General features: G+C 71.8%; 24 protein-coding genes. 6 read left to right on the top strand and 18 right to left on the bottom strand.

What is annotated here, in order from left to right; genetic code table 11:
- Window positions 1-8: 8 nt before the first annotated feature.
- Entirely contained in the window at window positions 9-1298 is a 1290-nt protein-coding gene (locus AB0L33_RS04495) for a haloacid dehalogenase-like hydrolase (RefSeq protein WP_365677642.1), read from the top strand.
- Window positions 1299-1375: 77 nt separating this feature from the next.
- Here AB0L33_RS04495 and AB0L33_RS04490 read toward each other — a convergent pair whose 3' ends face one another.
- Together AB0L33_RS04490 and AB0L33_RS04485 are read right to left on the bottom strand one after the other, a co-directional pair.
- Complete coding sequence (locus AB0L33_RS04490) at window positions 1376-2050, bottom strand: NUDIX domain-containing protein (RefSeq protein WP_365677640.1); 675 nt, start codon at window positions 2048-2050, stop codon at window positions 1376-1378.
- Window positions 2047-2430 carry a DUF4406 domain-containing protein gene (locus AB0L33_RS04485; protein WP_365677639.1) on the bottom strand — a complete coding sequence of 128 codons (384 nt, stop codon included), beginning with the start codon at window positions 2428-2430 and terminating at the stop codon, window positions 2047-2049. The genes AB0L33_RS04490 and AB0L33_RS04485 overlap by 4 nt, the downstream gene beginning before the upstream one ends.
- 48 nt (window positions 2431-2478) lie before the next feature.
- On the opposite strand from AB0L33_RS04485, the gene AB0L33_RS04480 reads away from it, so the two are divergent.
- The 4 genes from AB0L33_RS04480 (at window position 2479) to AB0L33_RS04465 (ending at window position 6192) form a co-directional block, all read left to right on the top strand.
- Complete coding sequence (locus AB0L33_RS04480; protein ID WP_365677638.1) at window positions 2479-3234, top strand: DeoR/GlpR family DNA-binding transcription regulator; 756 nt, start codon at window positions 2479-2481, stop codon at window positions 3232-3234.
- Window positions 3235-3288: 54 nt separating this feature from the next.
- Window positions 3289-3723 (top strand): hypothetical protein, encoded by a 435-nt coding sequence (locus tag AB0L33_RS04475; protein ID WP_365677637.1) that lies wholly within the window; start codon window positions 3289-3291, stop codon window positions 3721-3723.
- A 14-nt stretch (window positions 3724-3737) separates the two neighbouring features.
- Window positions 3738-4487: a hypothetical protein gene (locus tag AB0L33_RS04470; protein WP_365677636.1), complete on the top strand. Its 750-nt coding sequence runs from the start codon at window positions 3738-3740 to the stop codon at window positions 4485-4487.
- 139 nt (window positions 4488-4626) lie between these two features.
- Window positions 4627-6192: a hypothetical protein gene (locus AB0L33_RS04465; protein WP_365677635.1), complete on the top strand. Its 1566-nt coding sequence runs from the start codon at window positions 4627-4629 to the stop codon at window positions 6190-6192.
- Between the two features lie 105 nt (window positions 6193-6297).
- Here the strand turns inward: AB0L33_RS04465 and AB0L33_RS04460 are convergent, their stop codons facing one another.
- The 16 genes from AB0L33_RS04460 to AB0L33_RS04385 form a co-directional block, all read right to left on the bottom strand.
- A complete protein-coding gene (locus tag AB0L33_RS04460) occupies window positions 6298-7794 on the bottom strand; it encodes a CoA-acylating methylmalonate-semialdehyde dehydrogenase (protein WP_365677634.1) in 1497 nt (498 codons plus the stop codon).
- Window positions 7795-7817: 23 nt separating this feature from the next.
- Entirely contained in the window at window positions 7818-9803 is a 1986-nt protein-coding gene (gene iolD, locus AB0L33_RS04455) for a 3D-(3,5/4)-trihydroxycyclohexane-1,2-dione acylhydrolase (decyclizing) (RefSeq protein WP_365677633.1), read from the bottom strand.
- Window positions 9800-10771: a 5-deoxy-glucuronate isomerase gene (gene iolB / locus AB0L33_RS04450; RefSeq protein WP_365677632.1), complete on the bottom strand. Its 972-nt coding sequence runs from the start codon at window positions 10769-10771 to the stop codon at window positions 9800-9802. Before iolB ends, iolD begins: the two co-directional genes overlap by 4 nt.
- Window positions 10768-11646 carry a deoxyribose-phosphate aldolase gene (locus tag AB0L33_RS04445; protein ID WP_365677631.1) on the bottom strand — a complete coding sequence of 293 codons (879 nt, stop codon included), beginning with the start codon at window positions 11644-11646 and terminating at the stop codon, window positions 10768-10770. The genes iolB and AB0L33_RS04445 overlap by 4 nt, the downstream gene beginning before the upstream one ends.
- On the bottom strand, window positions 11646-12620 hold the full coding sequence (gene iolC / locus AB0L33_RS04440) for a 5-dehydro-2-deoxygluconokinase (RefSeq protein ID WP_365677630.1): 975 nt from the start codon (window positions 12618-12620) through the stop codon (window positions 11646-11648). The genes AB0L33_RS04445 and iolC overlap by 1 nt, the downstream gene beginning before the upstream one ends.
- Before the next feature lie 2 nt (window positions 12621-12622).
- On the bottom strand, window positions 12623-13525 hold the full coding sequence (locus AB0L33_RS04435; RefSeq protein WP_365677629.1) for a TIM barrel protein: 903 nt from the start codon (window positions 13523-13525) through the stop codon (window positions 12623-12625).
- A 224-nt stretch (window positions 13526-13749) separates the two neighbouring features.
- Window positions 13750-14445 (bottom strand): MgtC/SapB family protein, encoded by a 696-nt coding sequence (locus tag AB0L33_RS04430; RefSeq protein ID WP_365677628.1) that lies wholly within the window; start codon window positions 14443-14445, stop codon window positions 13750-13752.
- A complete protein-coding gene (locus AB0L33_RS04425) occupies window positions 14442-15254 on the bottom strand; it encodes an inositol monophosphatase family protein (RefSeq protein WP_365677627.1) in 813 nt (270 codons plus the stop codon). Before AB0L33_RS04425 ends, AB0L33_RS04430 begins: the two co-directional genes overlap by 4 nt.
- Window positions 15251-16042: an MBL fold metallo-hydrolase gene (locus AB0L33_RS04420; RefSeq protein ID WP_365677626.1), complete on the bottom strand. Its 792-nt coding sequence runs from the start codon at window positions 16040-16042 to the stop codon at window positions 15251-15253. Before AB0L33_RS04420 ends, AB0L33_RS04425 begins: the two co-directional genes overlap by 4 nt.
- Window positions 16039-16854: an HAD hydrolase family protein gene (locus AB0L33_RS04415; protein WP_365677625.1), complete on the bottom strand. Its 816-nt coding sequence runs from the start codon at window positions 16852-16854 to the stop codon at window positions 16039-16041. The genes AB0L33_RS04420 and AB0L33_RS04415 overlap by 4 nt, the downstream gene beginning before the upstream one ends.
- On the bottom strand, window positions 16851-17681 hold the full coding sequence (locus AB0L33_RS04410) for an inositol monophosphatase family protein (RefSeq protein ID WP_365677624.1): 831 nt from the start codon (window positions 17679-17681) through the stop codon (window positions 16851-16853). Before AB0L33_RS04410 ends, AB0L33_RS04415 begins: the two co-directional genes overlap by 4 nt.
- Entirely contained in the window at window positions 17678-18481 is an 804-nt protein-coding gene (locus tag AB0L33_RS04405; RefSeq protein WP_365677623.1) for an HAD family hydrolase, read from the bottom strand. Before AB0L33_RS04405 ends, AB0L33_RS04410 begins: the two co-directional genes overlap by 4 nt.
- A 100-nt stretch (window positions 18482-18581) precedes the next feature.
- Window positions 18582-19367 carry an HAD-IA family hydrolase gene (locus AB0L33_RS04400; protein ID WP_365677622.1) on the bottom strand — a complete coding sequence of 262 codons (786 nt, stop codon included), beginning with the start codon at window positions 19365-19367 and terminating at the stop codon, window positions 18582-18584.
- Window positions 19355-20500: an ABC transporter ATP-binding protein gene (locus tag AB0L33_RS04395; protein WP_365677621.1), complete on the bottom strand. Its 1146-nt coding sequence runs from the start codon at window positions 20498-20500 to the stop codon at window positions 19355-19357. Before AB0L33_RS04395 ends, AB0L33_RS04400 begins: the two co-directional genes overlap by 13 nt.
- A gap of 7 nt (window positions 20501-20507) precedes the next feature.
- Entirely contained in the window at window positions 20508-22361 is a 1854-nt protein-coding gene (locus AB0L33_RS04390; protein ID WP_365677620.1) for an iron ABC transporter permease, read from the bottom strand.
- 72 nt (window positions 22362-22433) lie between these two features.
- The gene (locus AB0L33_RS04385) at window positions 22434-23648 is read right to left on the bottom strand and encodes an ABC transporter substrate-binding protein (RefSeq protein WP_365677619.1); all 1215 of its coding nucleotides are present in this window, start codon (window positions 23646-23648) and stop codon (window positions 22434-22436) included.
- A gap of 280 nt (window positions 23649-23928) precedes the next feature.
- On the opposite strand from AB0L33_RS04385, the gene AB0L33_RS04380 reads away from it, so the two are divergent.
- Window positions 23929-25236 (top strand): phytase, encoded by a 1308-nt coding sequence (locus tag AB0L33_RS04380; protein ID WP_365677618.1) that lies wholly within the window; start codon window positions 23929-23931, stop codon window positions 25234-25236.
- Window positions 25237-25286: the final 50 nt, after the last annotated feature.

The raw sequence follows: 25286 nt of genomic DNA, 5'->3' as shown, positions 1-25286 counted from the left end.
CCACTCGCATGCGCACCCGACTTGTTCTCGCGTGGACCTCGGCCGTGACGGCCGCATTCGCAGTCGCGGCCGCAATCGGCCCCGCGGCGGCCGCACCGGTCGGCCGCGTGGCCGCGAAGCCGACGGCCCGCTGCCCTCAGCTCTCCGACGAACTCCCCTGGTACGGCGGCAACCGTGCCCAGCTGCAGCGCGTGATCGACGAGCGCGGCACCTGCCACGGCAGAGGTGGACCGCGCCCGGTCGCCGCCTTCGACTGGGACAACACGATCACCAAGAACGACGTCACCGATGCCACCATCAGCTGGTCCCTGCGCCACGACAAGATCCTTCGCCCCGCCAGCTGGAAGGACACCAGCACATGGCTGACCAGCACGGCGGACAAGGCGCTCACCGAGGCGTGCGGAACCGAGGTGGAGGTGGGAACGCCCCTGCGCACCTCAACCAACGCCCGCTGCGCCGACGAGATCCTCGAAATCCGTGAGCACGGCACGACGATGAGCGGCGACGCGGCCTTCGCGGGAGAGTGGAACCACCGGCGTACGGTGCCGCAGTACGCGTGGGTGCCCCAGCTGTTCGCCGGACACACCGTCCCCGAACTCCGTGCGTACGCCGAGGCCGCACGCACGGAGGCCCTGGCCGCGCCCATCGGTGCGACCCGCACCGTCGGCACCCACGTCCTTCCCGCCTACGTCCGCTACTACGACCAGCAACGCGACCTCGTCCGCACGCTCCAGAAGGCCGGGTTCGACGTCTGGATCGTCTCGGCCGGTTCCGAGCCGGTCACCGAGGTGTGGTCGCGCGGCATCGGGATCGACCGTGCGCACACCGTGGCCATCCGGTCCGTACTCGACGGCAAGGGGCGCATCACGACCCGCAACGAGGGCTGCGGCGGCGTCGGCGTCACCGAGGGCGAGGCCATCCCCTACATCGACGGCAAGCGCTGCTGGATCAACCAGGAGATCTTCGGGATCAAGGGCCGGGCCGCCTGGAACCAGCAGGCTCCCCACCGGCGCATCGCGCTGGGCGGCGGTGACGCCGACACCGACGTGACGTTCGTCGGCGATGCCACGGGCGCGCACCTGGTGCTCAACCGGAACAAGAACGAGGTGATGTGCCGCGCCTACGACAACGCCGACGGCCGCTGGGTCGTGAATCCCATGTTCATCGATCCGCTGCCCCGCAAGGCAACGGCCTACCCCTGCGCGACCGCCGCCTACACCGAACCCGACGGCACGCTGAGCCCGGTGCGGCGTGGCGACGGCAGCGTCGTACCGGACCAGCAGGACACGGTGTACTGACGCGGGACCGGCGCCGGGCCGCCGGGGGTGACACCTACGGCCGGAACGTCCGGCCCACGTCCGGTGACGGCTGGTTCTCACACCTTCTGCCGTGGGGCGAAGGGCCCGTGCAGGGCTGCCCACTGCAGGAGCATGATGGTCTTGCCGTCGGTGATACGTCCGTCGTGGGCCATGACGAGGGCTTCGGCAAAGGGAAGTTCGAGCACTTCGATGTCCTCGCCTTCTTCCGCGACTCCTCCGCCCTTGCCGGTCCGGTCGGCCGGGGCGTAGGGAGCGGCGAAGAAATGGAGGCGCTCGGTGACGGAGCCCGGGCTCATGTAGGCGTCGAAGACGCGGGTGAGGGGGCCGAGTCGGACGCCGAGTTCTTCGGCGCTCTCCCGGCGGATCGCGGTGCGGGGGTCCTGCGCGTCGAGCAGTCCGGCCGCCGCTTCGATGAGCATGCCGTCGGGGTGGCCGTTCACGTAGGCGGGGTAGCGGAACTGACGGGTGAGCAGCACACGGCCGCGCCCGGTGTCGTAGGGCAGGACGACGGCGCCGTCACCGCGGTCGTAGGTCTCGCGCTGCTGGGTCTCCCACCGGCCGTCGCGGCGCCGGTAGTCGAAGGTGGTGCGGCGCAGGACGTGCCACCCCTGGGAGGTGAGCTCGACGTCGCGTACCCGCACGCCGGGATTGCGGTCCAGTCCTCGTCCGGCCCGGTCGAGGCCGGTGCGGCCGCGATGGTCGGGGATGTCGATGCCGGGGCGGCCCTTCACGCGGCCTCCTGTGAGGTGCGGGGCGGGATCTCCGCCACGTCGTAGTAGACGGCCAGGCCGCGGCGGCGGGCGGTGGCGACGTCCTGGTCGGCCCCGGCGGATGCGCCCGGCAGGCGCAGCACGGCGTCGCAATGGGCGAGCAGGCGGTCGGCGGCCGGGTAGAGCACCTGGTCGGCGAGCGGGTCCGTCGGGCCGGCGTCGGCCGAGCGCAGGACGGGCAGGGCGATCCATTCCCCGATCACGGGGAGATGTCCCGCCGCGAAGATCGGCCAGGCGGCGGCTTCGAGGCGGGCGAGATTCGCGGCCATGGCCTGCGGGTCACCGCCGGTGCCGGAGCGGTAGGGGCCGGCGATCAGGATGAGCTTGGGCTTGTCGTTCACGGCCGCTACGATACACGCAGAAACGTGCAAGAACAGGAGAGAACGCGAATGCTGGCTGCTGAACGGCGTGACCACCTGCTCGGTCTGCTCGTCCGCGAGGGCAAGATCGTCGCCAAGGACGTCGCCGCCGAACTGGGCATTTCCGAAGACAGCGTGCGGCGTGACCTTCGCGATCTCGCCGCCGAGGGGTTGTGCCAACGGGTGTACGGGGGTGCGCTCCCCGCGTCTCCCGCGGTGGTGGACTACGACGCCCGGCGTGCGGTGGCTCCGGACGGCAAGCGGAAGGTCGCCGCGGCGGCGGCCGCACTGGTACGGCCCGGCGGCTCGGTGATCCTCGACGGCGGCACCACCGCCCTCGCCGTGGCGCAGGCGCTTCCGAAGGACCTCGCCTGCACGGTGATCACCCACAGCCCGACGATCGCCACGCAACTGATCGACCACCCGCGGGCAGAGCTCTTCCTCCTCGGGGGGCGCGTCTTCAAGCACTCCGCGGTCGCCTGCGGTGCCGCCGCGGTCGAGGCCGCGCAGAACGTCTCCGCCGACTTGTGCCTGCTCGGCGTCACCGGAGTCCACCCCGAGGCCGGACTGACCACGGGGGACGCCGAGGAGGCGGCGATGAAGCGCGCCCTCGCCGCACGGGCCGCGGAAACCTACATCCTCGCGTCCTACGAGAAGATCGGCACCGCATCGCCGTACCGCGTCCTGCCGTGGGAGAAGATCACCGGACTGATCACCGACGCCGATCCCCAGGACACGGCCATCGAGCGACTCAGGACACTCGGCGTGGGGGTCCTTCTCGCCTGAGGGCTGTCCCGAAGCCGGTTCGGCCGTCCTGGCCGGTCGCGCTACTTTGGCCTGATGCATCCACAGCAACCGCCCGCGCTCGCACCGGACTCGTCCTCCCGGCACCCGTCCCGCACCAGGCACATGGTGCTCTGCCTCGTCGCGGGGCTCGTTCTCGGCATCGCGGGGACGGGCGCCGCATGGGCGCTGCGCTCCGACGCCATCGATGCAGCAGGGACGCCGGCGGCGGACGCCCGTGCCGCCTGCGCGGCACTCAAGGGGTTCGACCCGGCGAAGTACACGGAGGAGGGAACTGCCGGTGAGGTGGCCGTCAACCGCTACGCGGCCGCCGGGGCGCTCTCCGCGTCGGCGGCAGCGGGCGACGCGACGTACAAGGAGCTCGCACGGACCATCCGCCGCTCCCAGGACCGCCACGCCCAGGTCTTCGAGTTCGACGCGAGGGTGAAGAAGGATCTGAACCGTGCTCGCGAAATATGCCGGGGCCTCTAGGCACGGCCGCCCACATGACCGATGACGACGACTTCAGGGTCGGGGACGTGCTGTCGGTCGCCTGTCCCTTCACCGTCACCCGCGTCGAGCGGGGCCTCAGGTGGAACGAGGTCTCGGTGCGATGGCCGTGGTGGGAGATCGACACGGACAACGAGTTCGCGCGCTGGACCGGGGTCGTCGCCCTCGGCGTGGACACCGGAGGGAACGTCTCGCCCGACGTCGCGGCCGAACTCTTCCGGACGGAGCCCCAGCCCGAGCGGCTGAAGGCGGGGGACGTCTGCCGGGTCGGCGTTCCCCCCACCGTCGTGCACGTGACGGCCGTCGCGCACCACGATCCCCCGCTGGAGACGGCCTGGCTGCCACACCCCACCCGGTCCGTGACCGTACTGCCCCGAGGTGTGTCCTATCGCGAGTTCCCCGACGGAAGCCATCTCGACGGCTCGGGATACACCCTCCACCCCGGCGACGGGATCCCCTTCGCCTTCGAGCTCCTGCTGCGCCCGTACGCGTCCCTCCGACTCGGCGATGAGGTCGCCGATGCCGACGGCCGGGCGTGGCGGTTCGACGGGCCCTGGGACTGGACACCCTTCGACGGGGAACCGGTCGGCACCGGGCCCGCGTGGCCGCTCGTCCTGCTCACCCGGGCGGGAGCGCCGCGCTCCCCCGAGGACGCCGCGGCGGTGGCGGCCAGTACGGCGGAGGGATCCCATCAGGGGACGCTCCGCGGTTGGACGGCGCTCACCGGTGCCTCGCCGACGCCCTGACGCGGCGCGACGCCGTCATCCGACGCCTCGTACGGAACGCGCCGACCGGTGTCGGTCAAAGATCTTCCCGCCGTACCCCTGCTGTTGGCCGGGCCTGGCTACTTTCCAGTCGCCCGGCCCGGCACAGGAGAGGTACGTCATGAGCACCCCGGTCCACCGCACCCCGGCTCGGCAGGCGGTCCTGCCCCGAGCCCCGCAGCAACCGGAGCGGGGCCGGGCCGGGGGTCCGTCCCTCGTCCCGCCGAACCGCCCGCTCCTGGCGATCCAGGCCCGCCTGGGCAATCGGGCCGCAGTCGCGCTGGTGCAGCGCGCGGACGAAGCCGCTCGGTCCGGGGAACCGGAGAACGCCGGTCCGCCGCCCGCCCCCAAGAGCTACCGCGACCGGATCGCCGCGGTCCTCGACAAGGTCAAGAAGAACCTCGAACTCATCGACACGTTCGTCAAGGGCGTCCATGTGCCCGCCAACGCGGGCTTCTCCCAGCAGGCATCCGTGACGGCGAGCGAGGGTCTCAAGCACTCCACCGGCGCGTCGGGCGCCGCCGCGGCGTCCGAGAACCTGGTCACGGAGGCCGCCGGCGCCGCGCTCAGTGGCATGGAGGCGGTCAAAGCCAGGAGGGACGCCACCAAGCACAAGGAGGGGGCCGCCTTCCACACGGCGGACAAGAAGGCCAACTCCAAGACGGCCGACGCGGTCATCGGTGCCGCCGGAGCGGGGAACTACGTGCTCGGCATCGCCAAGGAACTGACGAAGGCACAGATGGCGGCGAACGCCGCGGCGCTGTCCGAGGCCGGCGGTATCGGCTCCGGCGTGGTCGGAGCGGTGAAGGGGGCGCGCGCGGCGACGCGTGTCGGACTGACCGCTCGCAAGTACCACGCTCTGAAAGGGCTTGAGAGGCACGACCGCACCGACGAGGGTGCCATGGCCCGGCTCGACCGGGCCCGGCAGGCGGCCGAACAGGCCGCGGACGACGCGTACGCCGCTCTGGACGGCCACTGGGACCACGAGGGCGAGGACCGGATGGCGCGCGTCTCCGAGGCCATCGATGCCGCCTGGGCGGCGACGGGCGCGGCCCGTGACGCGGCCGCCGACGTACGCCGTGCCGAAGACGCGAACACCATGAACACCGTGCACTCGTACGCCTTGGGCAAGCAGCGCAACAAGATGGGCAAGCAGGCGTTCACCGCTGTGGGCGAGTCCGCCAAGGCGGCCGGAGGCATCGTGACGGCGGTCGCCGCCACCGCGGGAGGAGCCGGGCTGGCGAGCAATCCCGTCGGCTGGGGCCTGGCCGCCGGGGCCGCCGGCCTCATCCTCGGTGTCACCGCGTACAAGGCGGGCCGCGCGGGCATGAAGCGCTACGACGGGGCCCGCCACCCGGAACGCTGGGCGGCGGACGGAACCCACGCCGAACCGGCCTCACGCCCCGATGCGCTCAAGGAGGCCCTGAAGTTCTGGAAGAAGGTCGAGAACGGTGAACGCCAGGCCATGGCGCGCAAGATCTACGGACTGGCGGCGGGCCCGGGGATCGACGGAAGCGGCGAGACGTCGTCCGCCCTGCGGGAATCGGCCAGAGCCCTCCTCATCGCGCTCAAAGCGGGTCCCGCCCACCACGGCCTGACCCCGGACGAGTGGGCGGACTCCCTCGACGACCCCGCCAGGAGCGCCGCGTGGGTCAAGGAGATCGCAGAGCAGCTGTCATCGGCCTGACCCGCGCGCACGGCCACCCTGCGGGGGTGTGACCGCCGGTCGGAGCAGCGCCTTCACCCGCTGGGGCACGCCCTGGTCGCCCGCGTCGTCCGGGCCGGGTAGCGCTCAGCCGGTCCGGGGGAAACCGAGATCGAGACCACCGTGGCTCGGGTCGGCCCATCGGGAGGTGACCACCTTTCCGCGGGTGAAGAAGTGCACCCCCTCGGTGCCGTGTGCGTGGGTGTCCCCGAAGAGGCTGTTCTTCCACCCTCCGAAGGAGAAGTACGAGACGGGCACGGGGATCGGCACGTTGACGCCGACCATGCCGACCTCCACCTCGCTCTGGAACCGCCGGGCGGCACCGCCGTCGTTGGTGTAGATCGCCGTGCCGTTGCCGTACGGGTTGGCGTTGATCAGGGCCAGACCGTCGTCGTAGGAGGGCACGCGGACCACGCAGAGGACCGGGCCGAAGATCTCGTCGGTGTAGACGGGCATGTCGGTGCCGACGTGGTCGAAGAGTGTCGGGGCGAGGAAGAAGCCGTCCCCGTCGGCGTCGACCGCGCCTTCCCGGCCGTCCATGAGCAGCGTGGCGCCTGCCTTGACACCGGCGTCGAGATAGGAGGCGACCCTGTCCCGGTGTTCCCGGGTGACGAGCGGACCCATGTCGCAGCCGCGGGTTCCGTCGCCGGTACGCAGGCGGCGCATCCGTTCGACGATCCGCCCCACGAGCGCGTCGGCGACCGGTTCGACGACGACGAGTACGGAGATCGCCATGCACCGCTCACCCGCCGAGCCGAAGCCCGCGTTGACGGCGGCGTCCGCGGCGAGGTCGAGGTCGGCGTCCGGCAGTACCAGCATGTGGTTCTTCGCGCCGCCCAGGGCCTGGACCCGCTTGCCGCGGGCGGTCGCCTGCTCGTAGACGTACCTCGCGACGGGTGTCGAGCCGACGAAGGACACGGCCCTGACGGCGTCGTCGTGGAGGAGCGCGTCGACGGCCTCCTTGTCGCCGTTGACGACCTGGAGCAGGCCGTCGGGCAGGCCGGCCTCCTTCCACAGGGCCGCCAGGGCGAGGGCGGCGCTCGGGTCCTTCTCGCTGGGCTTGAGCACCACCGCGTTCCCGCAGGCCAGCGCGATGGGGACGAACCACATGGGCACCATGGCGGGGAAGTTGAACGGGGAGATGACCGCGACGACGCCGAGGCTCTGCCGGACGGAGTGGACGTCCAGCCGGGTCGAGGCGTTCTCGGAGTAGTCCCCCTTGAGGAGATGCGGGATGCCGCAGGCGAACTCGGCGACCTCAAGGCCTCGGGTGACCTCCCCGAGGGCGTCCGACAGCACCTTGCCGTGCTCGGCGGTGATCAGGGAGGCGATGTCCCGCTTCTGCGCGTTGAGCAGTTCCCGGAAGGCGAAGAGCACGCGGGCCCGCTTGGCGAGGGACTGTTCGCGCCAGTCCCGCCAGGCCGCTTCGGCGGAGGTGACGGCGGCCCGCACCAGTTCGGCCGAGGCGAGATCGACGGTGGCGGTCCGCTCCCCGGTGGCGGGATTGTGGACCGGCGCGGTGCGTCCGGCCGGTCCGTCCCAGGTCCGGCCGTCGATGAAGTGGGTGATGCGCGGCAGGCTCACGACGAGCTCCTTCTGCGATGGGGTCAGGACTGGTGGCCCGGGCGCGGGGCGGGCGCGCCGTCCCGCTCCCGCTCGGCCGCGGGGGCGAGCAGGGGCCGCTGGGCCTTCTTGTGGCCGGTGTAGGACGCGTGGGCCGCCTGCGTCGAACCGAGCCGGGAGACCGCGCTGACGGGGACGTCCCACCAGCTGTCGCTGTCGGGCGCGAAGACGTGCGGGTCGGTCTCGACGTGGATGACGAAGGGGCCGGCGTCGGCCGGCCACGCCCTGGCCCGGGCGATGGCCGCCTCCAGTTCGTCGCGGGAACGCACCTCGACGACGTGGGCACCGAGGCTGCGGGCGTTGGCGGCGAGGTCGGTGGGCAGGTTCGGGCCGTCCAGGCGCCCGTCGGCGGAGCGGTAGCGGTACCGGGTGCCGAAGCGCTGGGAGCCGAGCGCTTCGGAGAGGGAGCCGATCGAGTGGAAGCCGTTGTTCTGGACGAGCACGACGACGATCTTGATGCGCTCCTGGACGGCGGTGGCGAGCTCGGTCGGCATCATGAGGTAGCCGCCGTCGCCGACCATGGCGAAGACGTCCCGGGAGTCGTCGGCCAGCCGGACCCCGAGCGCGGCGGGTATCTCGTAGCCCATGCAGGAGTAGCCGTACTCGACGTGGTACGCCTTGCGGTCGCGGACGCGCCACAGCTTGTGCAGGTCGCCGGGCATGGAGCCGGCGGCGCACAGGACGACGTCGCGCGGGTCGCTGAGTTCATTGACGCAGCCGAGCACCGTGGCCTGGGTGAGCACGCCGTCGGGGAGCCGGCCGGTCACCTCGGGGGGCGGGTTGTACGCGGCCTCGACCCGCTCGTTCCAGCTGTGCCAGGCCTCGCTCTGCCGCCGCTCGTACGCGGGGTCGACGCGGTGACCCTCCAGCGCCTCGGTGAGGGCGGTCAGTGCTTCGCGGGCGTCGGCCACGACCGCCAGGCCGGCGTGCTTGCCGGCGTCGAAGCCGGCGACGTTGATGTTGATGAAGCGGACTCCTTCGTTCTGGAAGGCGGTCCGCGAGGCGGTGGTGAAGTCGGTCCAGCGCGTCCCGACCCCGATGACGACGTCCGCGTCCCGGGCGAGGGCGTTCGCAGCGGTCGTGCCGGTGGAGCCGATGCCGCCCATCAGCCGGGGGTGGCCGTGGAGCAGCGATCCCTTGCCCGCCTGGGTCTCGCCGACCGGGATGCCGGTCCGCTCGGCCAGCGCGGTCAGCGCCGCCTCCGCTTCGGAGTGGTGCACGCCGCCCCCGGCCACGATCAGCGGGCGCCGGGCCCGGCGTACGAGGTCCGCGGCGGCCGCGAGGCGGGCGGGTTCGGCCGGTGGACGGGCCACGTGCCAGGTGCGGGTGTGGAACAGTTCGGCGGGCCAGTCGTACGCCTCGGCCTGGACGTCCTGCGGGAGCGCGATCGTCACCGCGCCCGTCTCGACGGGATCGGTGAGCACCCGCATGGCCCCCAGGAGAGCCGCGGGAAGCTGCTCGGGGCGGCTGACGCGGTCGAAGAACCGCGACAGGGGCCGGAAGGCGTCGTTGACGGAGATGTCCGCCGCGCCGGGGTGTTCCAGCTCCTGGAGCACCGGGGCGCTGGCTCGGGTGGCGAACGTGTCGGCGGGCAGCAGCAACACGGGAAGGCGGTTGATGGTGGCCAGGGCCGCCCCCGTGAGCATGTTGGTGGAACCGGGTCCGATCGACGCGGTACAGGCCCAGGTCTGCAAGCGGTCCTTCTGCCGGGCGTGGGCGACGGCGGTGTGCACCATGGCCTGTTCGTTGCGGGCCAGGATGTACGGGAGGTCGGGGCGGCCGTCGGCTTCCTGTTCGTGTTCGAGAAGCGCCTGGCCGATGCCCGCGACGTTGCCGTGGCCGAAGATGCCGAGGACACCGGCGAAGAGGGGCCTGCGCCGACCGTCGCGCTGGGACCATTGGGCGGCGAGGAACCTGACGGTCGCCTGTGACACGGTGAGCCGCACGGTCGCGGGCTGTGCGGTGTTCACTCGGCGCCTCCTGGGGTTCGAGGTGTGGGGCGGGCGGGTCCGGCGGGGCGGCAGTGCGCCGCCCGTGCGTCGAAGGGCAGGTCCGGCCATGTCTCGCGGACCCCGGCGTGCGCGGGGTCGTCGCAGATGAGCCAGGCGCGCTCGGGGCCGGGACCGGCCATGACGTTGAGGTAGTACAGGTGGGCGTCGGGCGCGGCGATCGCCGGTCCGTGCCATCCGTAGGGCACCAGGACGACGTCGCCGGTGCGCACTTCGGCCAGGACGTCGATGGGCCGTCCGGCGTCGGAGGTGTACACGCGCTGGTAGCCGACGGGGTCGGTGCAGCGGGCGTCCACGGGCGCGGTCTCGAAGTAGTAGATCTCTTCGAGGGCGCTCTCCTCCCCGGGGCGCGCGGTGTCGTGCTTGTGCGGCGGCCACGAACTCCAGTTGCCGGCCGGTGTCACGACCTCGCAGGCGATGAGGGCGTCCGCGCCGAGCACCTCGGGCGTGCCGAAGTTGCGGACCTGGCGGGAGGCGTTGCCGGCGCCGCGCCGTTCGACCGGTACCTCGGCGGCGCTCAGGTGCCGGAAGGAGTGGCCGCCCGGGACGCCCCGGCGGAGGTCGCCCGTCACTCGCGCGCCCGTGAGGGCGAGCCGGACCGGTCCGGCCGGGGCCCGGAGCGTGATGCGCGACCCCGCGGGGATGTAGGCGGTGTCGGTGGGACCGGCGAACACGTCGGAGCGTCCCGCGAGTTGTGCCTCGTGCACCTGCGCGTCGGAGGTGACCGCGGTGATCTCCGCGCTGCCCGACAGCGGCACGACGATGTGCTCCCAGTCCCCCGCGTCCACCACCCGGCTCTCGCCCGGGGCGAGGGTCGTCACCCGGAGGCTGGTGTGCCGCCAGTCCCGGCCGTCGGCGGTGACAGCGGTGGGCCATGCCGCGTCGGTGGATGTGCCCAGGGGCCGCACCCATCTGCTGTTGTCGCTCATGCGCCGCTCCCGTGGACGATTCCGGCCGCGATGTCGACGGCGGCGGCGACGTCGCCGTCGGGCGGGTAGAGCAGTGCGCGCCCGACGACGAGTCCTCTGGTGGCCGGGAGCGACATCGCTTTGGCCCAGGACGCGTAGGTGTCGTGCGGGTCGCCCTGCGGGTCCCCACCGAGCAGCAGGGTGGGCAGGGTCGTGGCATCCAGGACGCGTTCGAGTTCGTCGACCACCGGCAGCTTCAGCCAGGTGTAGGCACTGGTCGCCCCGAGTGCGCTCGCGATGTGGATCGACTTCATGACGCTGTCGGGGTCGAGGAGGTTGCGTGCGCGGCCTTCTTCGCGGATGGTCAGGAAGGGCTCGATCATGGCCATGAGACCGTGCGCGGCCAGGCCGGTGACGGCGTTGGCGGTGGCTTGGAGGGTGGCCGCGGTACCGGCGTCGTCGAGGCAGATCCGGGTGAGCGTCTTGCCGCCCTCGAGCCCTTGCGCGGCGATCGCCTCGGCGGTGTAGGCGGTGAACCGGTCGTCGAACTCGAAGGACGCGCCCTGGAGTCCGCCGCGGTTCATCGACCCGATGGCGACCCGGTCCTCCAGCGCGCCCATCAGCAGCAGGTCGTCGAGGAGGTCGGGGGTGCCCAGCACGCCGTCCACTCCGGGGCGGGAGAGCGCGGTCGCCAGGCGGTCGAGCAGCATGCTGCGGCTCGCCATGGCCGCCTCGTCGCCGCGCGCGCCGAGGGCACCGCGGGCGGGATGGTCGGCGGCGACGATGAGCAGGCGGCCGTCCTCGCCGGTCAGCGGTCGGCGGGAGCGCTTCTGCCAGGACCGTGCGATGCGGCCCGGCTCGCGGGCCCGGATCTCGGTCAGGTGTGCGGCATCCATCAGGCGTTCCCTTCGGCGGGGGCCTGCGACCGGGACGCGAGGACGGCCTCTACCTCGTCCGGGGTCGGCATGGCGGTGGAGCAGGCGAGGCGGGAGGCGACGATGGCGCCCGCGGCATTGGCGAACTCGACGACGCGGGGCAGGTCCCAGCCGCTGAGCAGACCGTGGACGAGCGCGCCCCCGAACGCGTCGCCGGCGCCGAGACCGTTGACGACCTCGACCGGGAAGGGCGCGACGCGCACCTCTTCGTCCGGGGTCGCGGCCAGGACACCGGCCGGCCCCATCTTGACGACGGCGAGTTCCAGACCGCGTTCGAGCAGGGCGTCCGCTGCCCGCCGGGGATCGGTCTCCCCGACCGCGACTGCGCACTCCTCGCGGTTGCCGACGGCCACGGTGACGTGTTCGAGGGCGAGGCCGGCCTGGTGGCCGGCCTCCTCGGGCCCGGTCCAGAACATGGGGCGGTAGTCGAGGTCCAGGACCGTGCGGGTCCTTCGGCCGCGGGCCTGCCAGGCGGCGAAGTGGGCTGCGCGGCTGGGCTCCGCGGACAGGCCGGTGACGGTCGCCCAGAAGACCGCCGCTTCGCGGATGTCCGTCAGGGGCAGCGTGCCGGGGTCGATCATGAGGTCGGGTGCGGCGCCGTACCGGTAGAAGTGGAGCGGGAAGTCGTCAGGGGGGAAGACCTCGCAGAAGGTGACCGGCGTGGGCGGTCCGTCCGGCGCCGTGAGCGGGGTGATGTAGGTGGTGTCCACGCCGAGGCGGGCGGCCTCCTGCTGGACGTAGCGGCCGAAGGGGTCACGGCCGACGCGGGTGATCAGGGCGGCGTCGCGACCGAGGCGGGCCGCGGCGACGGCGACGTTGGTGGCGCTGCCACCGAGGAACTTCTCGAACGTGCGCACCTCTTCGAGGCCGACGCCGTGGTCGAGGGGGTAGATGTCGACGCCGGTCCGTCCGATGGCCAGGAGCTCGTGGGCCATGGTCAGCCCGCCGTGGTGCCGGCGGCGAGGGAGTGAAGGTGGGCGACCGAGGCGAGGACGTCGTCGAGGGGGCGGGCGCCGCCGTCCTCACCGGGTGCGGCGTGCAGGATGGTGTCCTGTTCGAGCACGTACCATCCGGCGTATCCGTCCGCCTCCAGCAGCCGGACGATGCCCGCGATGTCGACATCGCCGGCGCCCAGGGGAACGTACATGCCGTCGGCGACGGCCTCGGTGTACGTCGTGCGGCCGGCCTTCACCCGGTCGGCCAGGTCGAGGCGCACGTCCTTGAGGTGTACGTGCGCGATGCGTCCGGGCTGGCGGGCGGCCAGAGCGAGGGGGTCGCCGCCGCCGATGAGCAGGTGGCCGGTGTCCAGGCACAGGCCGATGCCCGACCCGTCGAGTACCCGCTGTGTCTCCTGCCCCGATTCGATCATCGTCCCCACGTGGGGGTGCAGGGTGGCGAGGACACCGGCGGCGGTCGCCGCGGCGGAGATCCGGTCGAGGTTGGCGAGGAGGACGGACCACCCCTCCGCGTCGAGCGCGGGCCGTGCGTCGTAGCCGTGGGCTCCGGTCGCCGCCGCGACGACGACGGTGCGGGCGTCGGCTGCCAGCAGCCCGGTCAGCGCCGCCTCGATCTCGGGGAGCGGGTCGTGGTCCGGCTCGTGGAGGACGACCGGCACGAACTGGCCTACGGCGCGCAGGCCGTGCGAGGCGAGCGTGGCCGCCTTCGCCGCCGGGTCGTCGGGCAGGAAGCCTTCCGGCCCGAATTCGGTGGCCGCGAGTCCGGCTTCGCGCATCTGTCGCAGGACCAGGTCGGTGCCGAGCTGGTGCCCCCAGCCCGGGACCTCACAGACGCCCCAGGAGATGGGAGCTCCGGCGATGCGCTGGGTGAGAGGTGCGGTCACGGCCTGCCTCCCTCGGTGACGTGTACGGCGTGGACCGGCCTGATCGGCATGCCGTGCCTCTTCTCTGTTCGTGGTGGGTGTGCCGGACACCTGTCCGGCTCTCGTGATCGAGCTTGCTCCGTCGAGCAGCGACCTGTCAACCTATTGTCCTGACATACTGACTGAGGATTTGTTCCAGCCCGGCGGACACCCGGCTGTCGTCACGACGTTACGCGCGAAGTCCCTCAGTCGACCTCATCCTGCAACAGCGTCACCTCGGTGATTCCCTCGCGATCGGACAGCCGGGGAACCAACTCGTCGTGGACCCCGTTGCCGGACAACTCGAGCAGCACGCCCACCTGGGAGGGCCCGGAGTCCACCGGCGGGCAGCCCGCAGTCCGCAGGCCGGCCACGTGGAAGCCCGCCCCCGTGCACTCCCGGACGATGTCGCGCAGAAGCCCCCGTCCATCCAGGTAACTGACGTGCAGAAGCACCGAGTCCGTTGGCGAGCGGGGCAACTGCCGTGCGAGTGCGGGAAACGCGAACGCCACCAGGAGGTAGGCCCCGGTGACCGCGGTCGCCAGCACCAGCAGCCCCGAGCCCGCCGCCGCGCCGACGGACGCCGCCAGCCACACGCTGGCCGCCGTCGTCAGACCACGGACCGCGTCCCTGCGTACGAAGATCAGTCCGCCGCCGATGAAGCCGATGCCGGACACGATCTGCGCGGCCACGCGCGAGGGGTCCAGTCCCACGCCGGGCAGCCCGAGCATGTCGGCGAAGCCGTACTTCGACACGAGCATGAAGAGCGCCGATCCGAGGCCGACCAGTACGTGGGTGCGCAGACCGGCCGACTTCTGCCGGTACTCGCGCTCCATGCCGATGACGGCGCACAGCGCGAAGGCCACCGCCAGATGGGCGAGTGACGTCCCGTCGTGGTTCACCGCGCCATCGCCCCGCCCGCCGAGCGCACCGCCGCCAGGCGGGCCAGCACGGCGTCGTGCACCAGACCGTTGCTCGCCACCATGGTGTCGTCACCGGGCTGCCAGCCGCGGCCGTCCCAGGTGGTCGCCGCTCCCCCGGCCTCCCGCACCAGCAGCGCACCGGCCGCCCAGTCCCACGGACCGTCGCCGCGTTCCCAGTAGGCGTCGAGCAGGCCGGACGACACGTAGCTCATGTCCAGACCGGCGACGCCGAACCGCCGGACGTCACGCACCCGGAGCACGAGGTCCGCGAACTCCGCCAGATTGTTGTCGGTGCCGGCCCTTCGGTCGCTGGGGAAGCCGGTCGAGAGCACCGCGCGTTCCAGCAGCCGTTCGCCTCCGGCACGCAGTCTGCGCCGCCCGCACCACGCCCCGCGCCCTGCCGAGGCCACGTACAGGCGCCGGTGCGCCACGTCGGCGACGACCGCGGTCTCCAGGCTCCGGCCGTTCCAGAACGCCAGGTTGCAGGCGACCAGGGGGATGCCGCGGAAATAGTTGGTCGTCCCGTCGACCGGGTCCACGAACCACGTCGGCCGCTCCCGGTCGAAGGGCACCGCGCCGTCGCCCTCCTCTCCGACGATGGCCTCACCGGGGAAGTGGGTGGCGAGTCTGCGGCGGATCAGGTGTTCCACCTGGCGGTCGGTCTTCGTCTGGATGTCCGCCACCGACGCCTTCAGCCTCACCCGCAGGGGGCGGGCGGACGTCCTGATCATCGCGGCCGCCTCGCGGACGATGCGGATCGCGCCCGACAGCCTCTCGTCCCGTCTCACTTCTCCTCCTTCGGGTTCGCCGCAGGTACGGTGCGGCCGGGAGCCAGCCGCAGTCCCGGCCGGGCCAGCAGCACGGGGCCGCCGAACCGGGCCGCCGCCGCGGCGAGCGAGCGTCCGGCGTCGTCCCACGGACGCAGATGGGTCACCGCGAGCAGACCGACGCCGGCGGCGGCCGCCAGCTCCCCGGTCTGCCGGGCGGTGAGATGGTGCGGGGGCGGGCCCGTGTTCTCGCCGTCCCAGCCGCCGGGTGCCGCGTCGCCCGCGTCACCGGGGCCCAGGGCCGCCTCCGCCAGCAGCAGCCCGCTGCCGCGGGCGAGGTCCACGAGCCCGCGGCACGGTCCCGAGTCACCGGTGTAGGTCAGCGCCGCTCCCCCGGCCTCGACGCGCACGGCGTACGTCTCCACCGAGTGCCGGACCGGCGCCAGCAGCAGCCGGAAGGGGCCGCACCCCGACTCGCCCGGACGGGCGTCCTCGAAGGCCAGGGGCGAGGTGCGGCCCGCTCTCGCCCGCGTGCCGGCCGGGGCGATCACCCGGGTCGGTTCGGCGCGGGGCGCCAGCTTCTCCTGCGCGTACGCCAGTGCCGCCAGGTCCGCCGAGTGGTCGCCGTGCCGGTGGCTGACGACCACGGTGTCGATCTGATCCGGCCGGGCGTACGTCAGCAGAGTGCCGAACGCCCCCGTTCCGAGGTCGAGCAGCAGCCGGTGACCGTCGTGCTCGACCAGGTAGCCGGAGCAGGGGTTGCCCGGCCCGGGCACCGACCCCGAGGAGCCGAGGACCGTGACGATCACGGCCCGGACCCGTCGATGACGAGTTCGACGAGGTCGGCGACCGCGCCGAGCCCGCACGGGCCCACGACCACGTCCGCGGCGGCGCGGACCTCCTTGTGTCCGTCGCCGACCGCCGCGCCCAGACCGGCCGCCCGCACCATGGCGGTGTCGTTGGGGTTGTCGCCGATGGCGGCGACGCGCTTCATCGGGATGCCCGCACGGTCGGCCAGGCGGCGCACCGCCACTTCCTTTCCCGCGGCACCCGGCAGGATCTCCAGATAGGTGTCCTCCGACTGGAGGAGCCGGGCGTCCGGGCAGTGCCTGGCCGCCAGCCGCGCCAGCGGGCCGAGGCCGGGGCGGTCGGCGATCAGCATCACCTTCGTCGGCGCCCGCCGGACGGGGTCCTCCCGCAGTTCGATCCGGTCGCGTCCCGCGTAGGCCGCCAGCGACGGCGCCTCGCGCAGGACGTGGGCGTCCTCGCCGGTGAAGGCCACCGCTCCCACGCCTTCGGGAAGCCCGGGGACGAGGTCGTCGCGCAGGGCCTCCCACGAGGCTCCGAGGTCCAGATCGAGCAGCCGTTCTCCGGTCAGTGGGTCGACGACCCGTGCGCCGTTGTAGACGATCAGCGGGGTGCGCAGGCCGAGTTCGCGGTGGTAGCGGCCCGCGGAGACCTCGTTGCGGCCGGTGGCGATGACCACGGTGCCGCCCATGTCCTGGTAGCGGCGCAGTGCCCGGGCGCTGCGGGGGACGATCCGCAGGTCGCGGTCGACCAGCGTGCCGTCCAGGTCGGTGACGATCCACGAGTGGCGCAGGGGTGGTGCGGGCGGCGTCATGAGGTGCTCCTCGCGGGCAGGCGGCTCAGGTACCAGTCGACGAACTCGCTTGCCGCGTGCGGTTCGAGGTTCGCCCCGTGCGCGAGATAGCCGGGCTGGTCCCAGCCGTCACGGCCGGCGAAGGCGCGGTACACCCCGCCCGAGCGGCGCACCAGGACGTGAGCGGCGCAGATGTCCCAGGCGTTCACGGCTGTGCCCAGGGCCGCGTCGCACCAGCCCGCCGCGACGTGCGCGAGGGTGAGCGCGGCACTTCCGGTGCGGCGTACGGTTCCGTAGCGAGTGACGAGTTCACCGAATCTGGGCAGCGTCTGCGGGTCGTTCCACGCCAGCTCCCGGGTGGTGGGGAAGCCTGTGATGAGCAGCCCCCGGGACTCGTCGCGCACTCCCCCTGGGCGCAACGGCTCGCCGCCGAGGTAGGCGCCGGTGGCATCGGCGGTGAAGACGTGTCCGGCGACCGGGTCGACGATCGCGCCCGCCACGGGTTCACCGTCGACCGTGACCCCGACGGAGGTGCAGAAGAAGGCGAGCCCCCGCGCGAAGTTGGCGGTTCCGTCGATGGGGTCGACGTACCAGGCGATGCGGCCGCTGCCGTCCTGACGGCCGCCTTCCTCGCCCACGACCGTGCTGTCGGGTATCCGTTCGAGCAGCAGTTCCCGGATGCGCTCCTCGGCGCGCCTGTCGTGCACGGTGACGGGATCGTGCTCGTCGCGTTTGAAGTCGACGTCCATCGTGTCCCGGAACGCCGCCACCAGGTCGGGAGCCACCGCCGTCGCCGCCTCGGTGGCCACTTCGCGCAGCCGTGTGGAGAGGTCGTCCAGTTCGTTCATGCCGCGGCCTCCTCTCCGGCGGCTCGTCCGGTGTCGTGGCGTCCCAGTGCGGTACGCAGCAGGTCCAGCAGTTCCGTTCCGTCGGCGACCTCGACGTCGGGCCGGGGACTGGCCCGCGGATCGCGGCGGTCGGCGGGGCGCATGAGGATCGTCGTGCCGACTCCGGCGCGCTTGCCGCACACCACGTCGCGGTCGTAGTTGTCGCCGACGTACCAGCAGTCGGCGGGGTCGACCGACAGGGCGCGGGCGGCCAGGCGGATCATCTCGGGGTCGGGCTTGCGGCGCCCCGTCTCGTCGGAGTAGACCTGCACGTCGAGCAGGGGGTGGGTGCCGAAGCGGTGGGCGAGATCGCGGTTGAGCGCGCCGACGAGGGTGTTGGAGACGATGCCCGTGCGGACTCCGTGCCGGCGGGCGAGGCGGAGCGTGTCGAGCATGCCGGGGGCGACCGTCTTGTCGCTCTCCGCGAGGACCAGTTCGCGGCACAGCCAGGTCGCCTCCGCGCCGACCAGAGCGCGTGCCGCGGGGGGCCAGTCCGCGGCTATGAAGTCCTCCCAGAGTTCGCGGTGCCCGATCTCGCGGGGCGCGGGGGTGCGTACGAGGCCGTTCTTCCAGGCCCGGTACGCGGTCCTGCCCGCGGTGATGGAGGCCAGAACTCCGGCGCGGTCGAGGCCTGGGGCGGGACCGGTCAGCGCGTGCACGCGGGCGGCGAAGGCGTCGATGCCCTCGGGGTGCTTGACGGACCGCATCAGCACACCGCCATGGTCGAGCAGCAGCGCCCGCGGGGGGCGGGGCGTCGTCACGGGGTCTCCCATCGGGTGGTTCGGGTGGTCGGGAAGGATGCGCGGCGCGCGTCCGGCACGGGGTCCCGGACGGCTCCGGGGGCTGCCGGGGCGGTGGCTGTCATCGGGCCTGCGGGGCGGTCGCCCCGAGGAGCAGTCCGCGCAGTTCGTCCGGGTCTCCGACGACGGCGTCGGGTTCCGCCTGGACGACGTAGGGGCGGTCGTAGGTGCCGCGTGCTTCCATCAGGACGGTGGCGCCGGCGCCGGCCCGCCTGCCGCAGAGGACGTCGCGGTCGTAGTTGTCGCCGACGTACCAGCAGCCGGCGGGGTCGGTGCCCAGGGCCCGCGCGGCGATGCGGATCATCTCGGGGTTGGGTTTGCGGACGGCGACCTCGTCGCTGTACACCTGCACCGCCACCCGTTTGTCGAGACCGTGCTGGGTCATGTAGGCGCGGTGTACGGATCCGGCGAGAGCGTTGGAGACGATGGCGACGGCGACGCCGAGGTCGTCGCAGGCGTCGAGGAGTTCGTCGATGCCCGGGCGGGTGGTGCGGTCCTGTTTGAGTTCGCCGAGGCGGTGGCACAGCGGGTCGGCGTGCGCGGTCACCCAGGCGTGCGCCGCGTCCGGCCAGTCCGCGGCGACGAACTCGCTCCAGAACCGCCGGTGGGTCATTTCCCGGGGTGCCGCCGGACGGCTCATCGCGTTCTTCCAGTGCGAGTCGGCCGCGGAGCCCGCCTTGAGGTCCGCCTCGATGTGCTCGACGCTCAGTTCGCGGCAGCCCGCCGCGCTCAGTGCCGTGTGCAGTTCGGTGGCGAGTTCGTGTGCCCAGGTGGGCCGGTTGGTCGTTGCCACGACCACCCCGCCGAAGTCGAGCAGCAGGGCGGAGGGGCGGGTCAGCTGGCCCATGTGGTGGTGTTCTCCTTGGTGAGGGCGGCGGCGTCGTCCGCTTCGTCGGGCAGCCTGTCCCCCGACGCGTCGAACAGGTGCAGGTCGCTCGTGCGGACCGCGCAGCGCACGACTGTTCCGGGGGTGGCGCGTACATCGGTGTATGAGACGAGGTACAGCTCGGTGTCCCCGGCGTTCACCAGCACGGTCCAGCTGGAGCCGGTGGGCAGCGCGGTCTTGACGGTGGCTTCGAAGACGTGGGTGCCTGCGGGTGGCTGTTCGCCGTCGTCGAGGAGCCGCAGGTTCTCGGGGCGGGCGCCGATGGTGGTCAGTCTGTCCGTGAGGGCGGGGCGTTCCGCCACAACCTGGTCGCGGACGGCCTCGGTGAACGCGTCGGTGCCGGTCTCGAAGAGGTTCATCGGGGGACTGCCGACGAAACGGGCCACGAAGGTGTTGGCCGGCCGGGTGTAGACCTCCATCGGTGGGGCCATCTGCTGCACGAGCCCCTTGTTCATCACCACGACGTGGGTGGCCATGGTCATGGCCTCCAGCTGGTCGTGCGTGACGAAGACGATGGTGTGGCCGGTCTCCTCGTGGATGCGCTTGAGTTCCGCTCGCATGTCCAGACGCAGTTGCGCGTCGAGATTGGACAACGGTTCGTCCAGCAGCAGCACGTTCGGGTTGACGGCGAGCATGCGGGCCAGGGAGACGCGCTGCTGCTGGCCGCCGGAGAGCTGGGCGGGATAGCGGTCGGCGGCCCACTCGATCTGCATCATCCTGAGCGCGGCGGCGGCGCGTTCGGCTCGCTCCGCGGGCTTGACCTTGCGGACCCTCAGGCCGAACTCGACGTTCTTCGCGACGGTGAGGTGCGGCCAGAGCGCGTAGTTCTGGAACACGAGGCCCATGCCGCGCTTCTCCGGCGGGACGAAGACGCCGTCGACGGTGGAGTCCATGATGCGGCCGCCGACGGTGATGGTGCCGGCGTTGAGCGGTTCGAGGCCGGAGATCATGCGCAGGGTGGTGGTCTTCCCGCACCCGGAGGGCCCCAGCAGACAGGTGAACGAACCGTCCGGGATCTCCAGGTCGAGGTTGTCGACCGCGGGCGGTCCGGAGCCGTAGCTCTTGCGCACCGACGAGAGCGTGATGGTCGGCATGACGTCTTCAGCCTCCGAGTCCGGACGACAGGTTGGTCTTGGTCAGGCGTTGGGTGAGGTAGGTGGCGAGGAAGGAGACCAGTGCGATGACGAGCACCACCGCGTTGGCCATCTGGTCGTAGGCGTAGTCGACGAGGTTGATCGACAGCGTCGTCAGCAACTGGGTTCCGGTGGTGGTGAGCATGATGACGATGCTGAGTTCCTTGAGACCCGAGATGAACGGCAGGATGACGCCGGTGGTCAGGGCACCGCGCTGAATCGGAATGATGATCTTGCGCAGCCGGGTGAACCAGCCGGCCCCGGATATCTGCGCGGCTTCCTCGGGTTCCCGGCCGAGCTGCGTCATGGCGCTGATGCCGGACCGCGAGGCGTACGGAAGATGGGTGACGGCCAGGACGAGCACGAGCAGGCTGACCGAGCCGTACAGCGCGGGAACCGGCCCCCGTCGTACGGCGAACAGGGAGAGGAAGGCCGCCGCGAAGGCGATGCCCGGCACCATGTACGGCAGGAAGCTGATCTGCCTCAGGAGCGAGCCGGTTCTGCTGGTGCCCGCGCGGACCACGACGTACCCGACGAGCAGTCCGACGACACCGCAGATGAGTGCGGCGAGGCCGACGATGCGCAGGCTGTTCCACGCGGCTTCGTAGAGCTCGCTGCCGCGCAGCACGCCGTGCGGGAAGCCGGGGGCGCCGGACAGGTGGGAGCCGATCCAGAACTTGAGGGTGAAGTTGTCGGCGCGGAAGACGCCGGGCGTTTTGGTGACGGTGGACAGGGCGAGGGTGGCCACCGGAATCACGACGCCGGCCAGGAACACGGCCAGCGCGGCACCGAGTGCGGGCAGGCGCCAGCGCCCGAGGGCCGAGATGCGGTCCATGGCGCCCTTGCCGCCCACCGTAATGAATCGTTTCTGTTCCCTGGCGAGCCGGGTGTCGACGAGGATCACCAGGACCCCGATCACCACGATGACCGCGGTCAGCACGGCGGTGACGCCGCGCTGGTGGCTGTTGACGGCCCGGAACAGCGAGGTGGACAGCAGGCTGTAGTCGACAGGCAGGCCCAGGATGTAGGGGGTGCCGAAGGTGCCGAGGATGCGGCCGAAGACCAGGAGGACCGAGGACGACAGCGAGGGGAGCATCAGCGGGAGGGTGATCCGGGCGGCGACCGTGCGGCGGCCGGCGCCCAGGATGCGGGCGGAGTCCTCGAGCTGGCTGTCGATGCGGCGCAGCGCGTTGCCGAACAGCAGGAGGACGAAGGGGTAGTAGTGCAGCCCCAGGCAGAGGATGATGGGAACCTGGCCGTACGCCAGCCAGTCGGGCGTGTGCACGCCCCAGGACTCCAGGATGCCGATCTGCCCGCCGGAGGAGTCGTTCTTGAACAGCGCCAGCCAGGCGAGCGCGAAGGTCCAGGACGGCAGCATGTACGGCACGACCAGGGCGGTGGACAGCCACTTGCGGCCCTTCACGTCCGTGCGGGTCAGCAGCCAGGCCATGGAGCCGCCGAGGACCACGGCCACGACCGTGACCCCGAGCGCCACCACGACGGTGTGCAGCAGCGGCTCCCAGAAGAGCACCCTGGCGACCGGTGAACGGAAGACCCGCCAGAAGTAGTAGCTGCTGAGGCTGCCGGGAGCCTGACGCGCCTGGCCCTCGTCCCCGTACTGCACCTGTGCGGAGTCGGAGAGGACTGCGATGAGCGGTGCCAGGACCAGATAGAGGAGGGCGACGACGAGCAGGACGCCCAGCAGGTGCGTCGGTTCGTGCCGTAGCACGCTCAGCCGGTAGCGCAGTCGGCTGAGCCGGGTTCCCGCCGGTCCGTCGGCTTCGGGTGGGGCGGTGTCGGGTGAACGGGTGGCGGCGGCCATACGCGGTTCTCCGTAACGTGTCCGTGTCCGTGTGCGGGCCGGCGGGGTCCGGGCGGACGCGCCGGCGATCGGTCAGCCGTGGTTGAGGCGCCAGAGGTCCTGCGTCGGCTGCAGGTTGTCGAAGTCGCTCTTGAGGTTGGCCGGGTCGAAGACGAAGAGCTGCTTGTTCCAGTCGGTCAGCCCGTCGGGCAGGAAGTCACCCTGCTTCAGGGTGGGGTTGCCCGGGACGCCGCCGGTGGCCAGCTGGGTGTCCACGCCGTCCTGCGTGAGCATGAAGTAGACGAAGAGTTTGGCCGCGGCGGGGTGCTTGCTCTTCGTGGCGACGGCCGCGTACTTCGGGTACTGGTAACCGGACCACGGCTGCATTCCGGTGCAGACCCGCATGCTGTAGTTCTTTTCCTTCACATCGCGGAACTTCGCGTTGGACACCAGCGCGACCCGGTCCTTGGTCTGGTTCGGCGAGGCGACGGCAGCCGCGGCGTCGTCGTCCGAGGAGGTCAGGATCGGGCTGTTCTTGGCCAGCCCCTTGATCCATGCCTCGGCCGCCGAGTCACCCGCGGGCAGTTCCTTCCCGTACTTGGCCTCGTACGCCTGCCGCAGCGGCGCGTCTCCCCCGGCCTTCAGCTGGTTGAAGAACTCGACGATGTTGGGCTTGCCGAGGGGGTCCTGCATGGCGACCTTGCCCTTCCAGGCGGGGTCGGCCAGGTCCCAGATGTTCTTCACGGGGCAGCCCTCGGGGAAGAGCTTGGGGTTGTAGATCCACATGTTGCCCTTGGAGAGCACCTGCAACGGGTTCTGCCGGGCGGCGGGTATGTCCTTGGCGAGCGTGCCGGGAATCCAGGTGCGGACGACCTTCTGCGCCAGCAACTGGCCGACGAGCGAGGGCCCGTCCTCGTAGAAGGTGGCATCGATGGTGACGTTGCCGGCCTGGTTCTCCCTGGTCATCTTCTCCAGGGTGTCGCCGACCTTGCTCTTGACGCCTGTGGCCTTGATGCCGTACTTGGCGGTGAAGGCGGCAGCGGTCTTGGTGATGTCGCCGGTGCTGTCGTAGACCGTGACGCTGCCCTCCTTCTTCGCCTCGGCGATGAGTGCGTCCAGGTCGAAGTCGGAGTCGATCTGCGGCTTGGCACCGGACGCGGAGCCGGTTTCGGCTGCGGTGCCCGTGGGTCCCGTGGACGGCGCGCAGGCCGCTGCGGCGCCGATCGCCCCTGCGAGCACGAGGGATACGGCGACGCGCCGACACCGGCCACCGGGGCGGGTGGTGACGCCGAGAGCAGAGCTGGGCATGGGTTGACCTCCCGCGGTGTCCCGGCGAGAACCGGGGTCGATTGGCGTGGTCCGAGGCCGACGAGCACCGCCCGGCGACCTGATGCCCGACAGCTTCGACCCGCCCCCGCACTATGTCAAGACATAAGGATGAAACGGCCGCACACGACTTTCACATCGCTGTAACCAGCAGGTCATCCGCCGTCCGTTCAGAGGTCCGGTCGAACCTCTTTATTTGTCAGCACATTCTTATGTAAGGTCCCTCTTCACCGAAGAGGTGACCCACCGTCAAGGAGGAACCATGCACCGACGAACCCGCGTGGCCGCCGGTCTCGCCGTGCTCGTGACCGGACTGACCGCAGCGACCGCCACCGCGTCGACACCGCCGCTCCCGGGCAACCAGTCCGTCGCGCCCGTGTACGCGAAGGCCGAGACCCGGGCCCTGTACGACGACGAGGCCGGGGGCAACTCCAACGCCGACGACCCCGCCATCTGGTACAACTCCGCGAACCCCGGCTCCAGCCTGGTGCTGGGCACCGCCAAGGAGGGCGGTCTGGACGTCTACCGCCTCGACGGCTCACTGGTGCAGTCCCTCCCCGCCCCGGCCGCGCCCGGGGCGGAATCCGCGCCCGGCCGCTTCAACAACGTGGACGTGCTCACCAAAGTGCGCTTCCCCGACGGCCGGCGCTCCGACGTCGCCGTCGTCACCGACCGCGGGCGCGACCGCATCCGCTTCTACCGGATCGACGGCTCCCGGCCGGCCGCGCCGCTGACCGACGTCACCGACACCGCCGTGCCGCGCGCCTTCGCCGCCACCGAGGCCGAGGTCGACGACCAGTACACGGCGTACGGCACCGCGGTGTGGCAGGACCAGGACTCCGGCCGCTCGTACGTGCTCGCCAGCCGACGTCACACTCCTGACCTGGCGCTGTTCGAGCTCCGGGTCACCAAGTCGGGGACCGTCACCTACGAGAAGGTCCGCACGCTCACCCTGCCGAGCACCTTCCGCACGCCCGGCGGCCTCTGGAGCCCCTGCCAGGACCCGGGCGACGGGCCGCAGATCGAGGGCCTGGTGGTGGACGCGGACGAGGAGGAGCTCTACATCGGCCAGGAGGACGTCGGCGTCTGGAAGGTGGACGCCGACCTGGACGACGAGCCGGAAATGGTCGACCGGGTGCGCCAGTTCGGGATACCCGCGGTCTACGACCCGGAGACCGACGAGTGCGTGGCGGGCGCCGATCCGGGGTACGGCGGTGAGCACATCACCGCGGACACCGAAGGCGTCACCCTGTTCCGCGGCCCCTCCGGCCACCAGTACCTGATCGTCTCCAGCCAGGGCGACTACACCTACTCCGTCTACGACACCTCGGACGACGACGAGTGGACCGGCTCCTTCCGGGTGGCCCCCGGCACGGTCGCCGACGGCTCGGAGGAGACGGACGGCATCGCCGCCACGGGCCGGGCGCTCGGCACGGCCTTCCCCAACGGCCTGTTCGTCGCCCAGGACGGCTACAACGCGCCGGCGTCCGGCGACGACGGCGACCGCACCGACACCAACTACAAGCTCGTCGACCTGTCCGACATCCTGCGCGCCGCGGGCGTGCGCTGACCGAACCGCCGGGGAGGGCGGCGGGCGCCGCCCTCCCTTCCCGCCTTCCC

Source organism: Streptomyces sp. NPDC052299 (assembly GCF_040679335.1).
GTDB lineage: Bacteria > Actinomycetota > Actinomycetes > Streptomycetales > Streptomycetaceae > Streptomyces.
The sequence above is the reverse complement of the archived record's forward strand: the minus strand, read 5'-3'. Positions and strand labels throughout refer to the sequence as shown.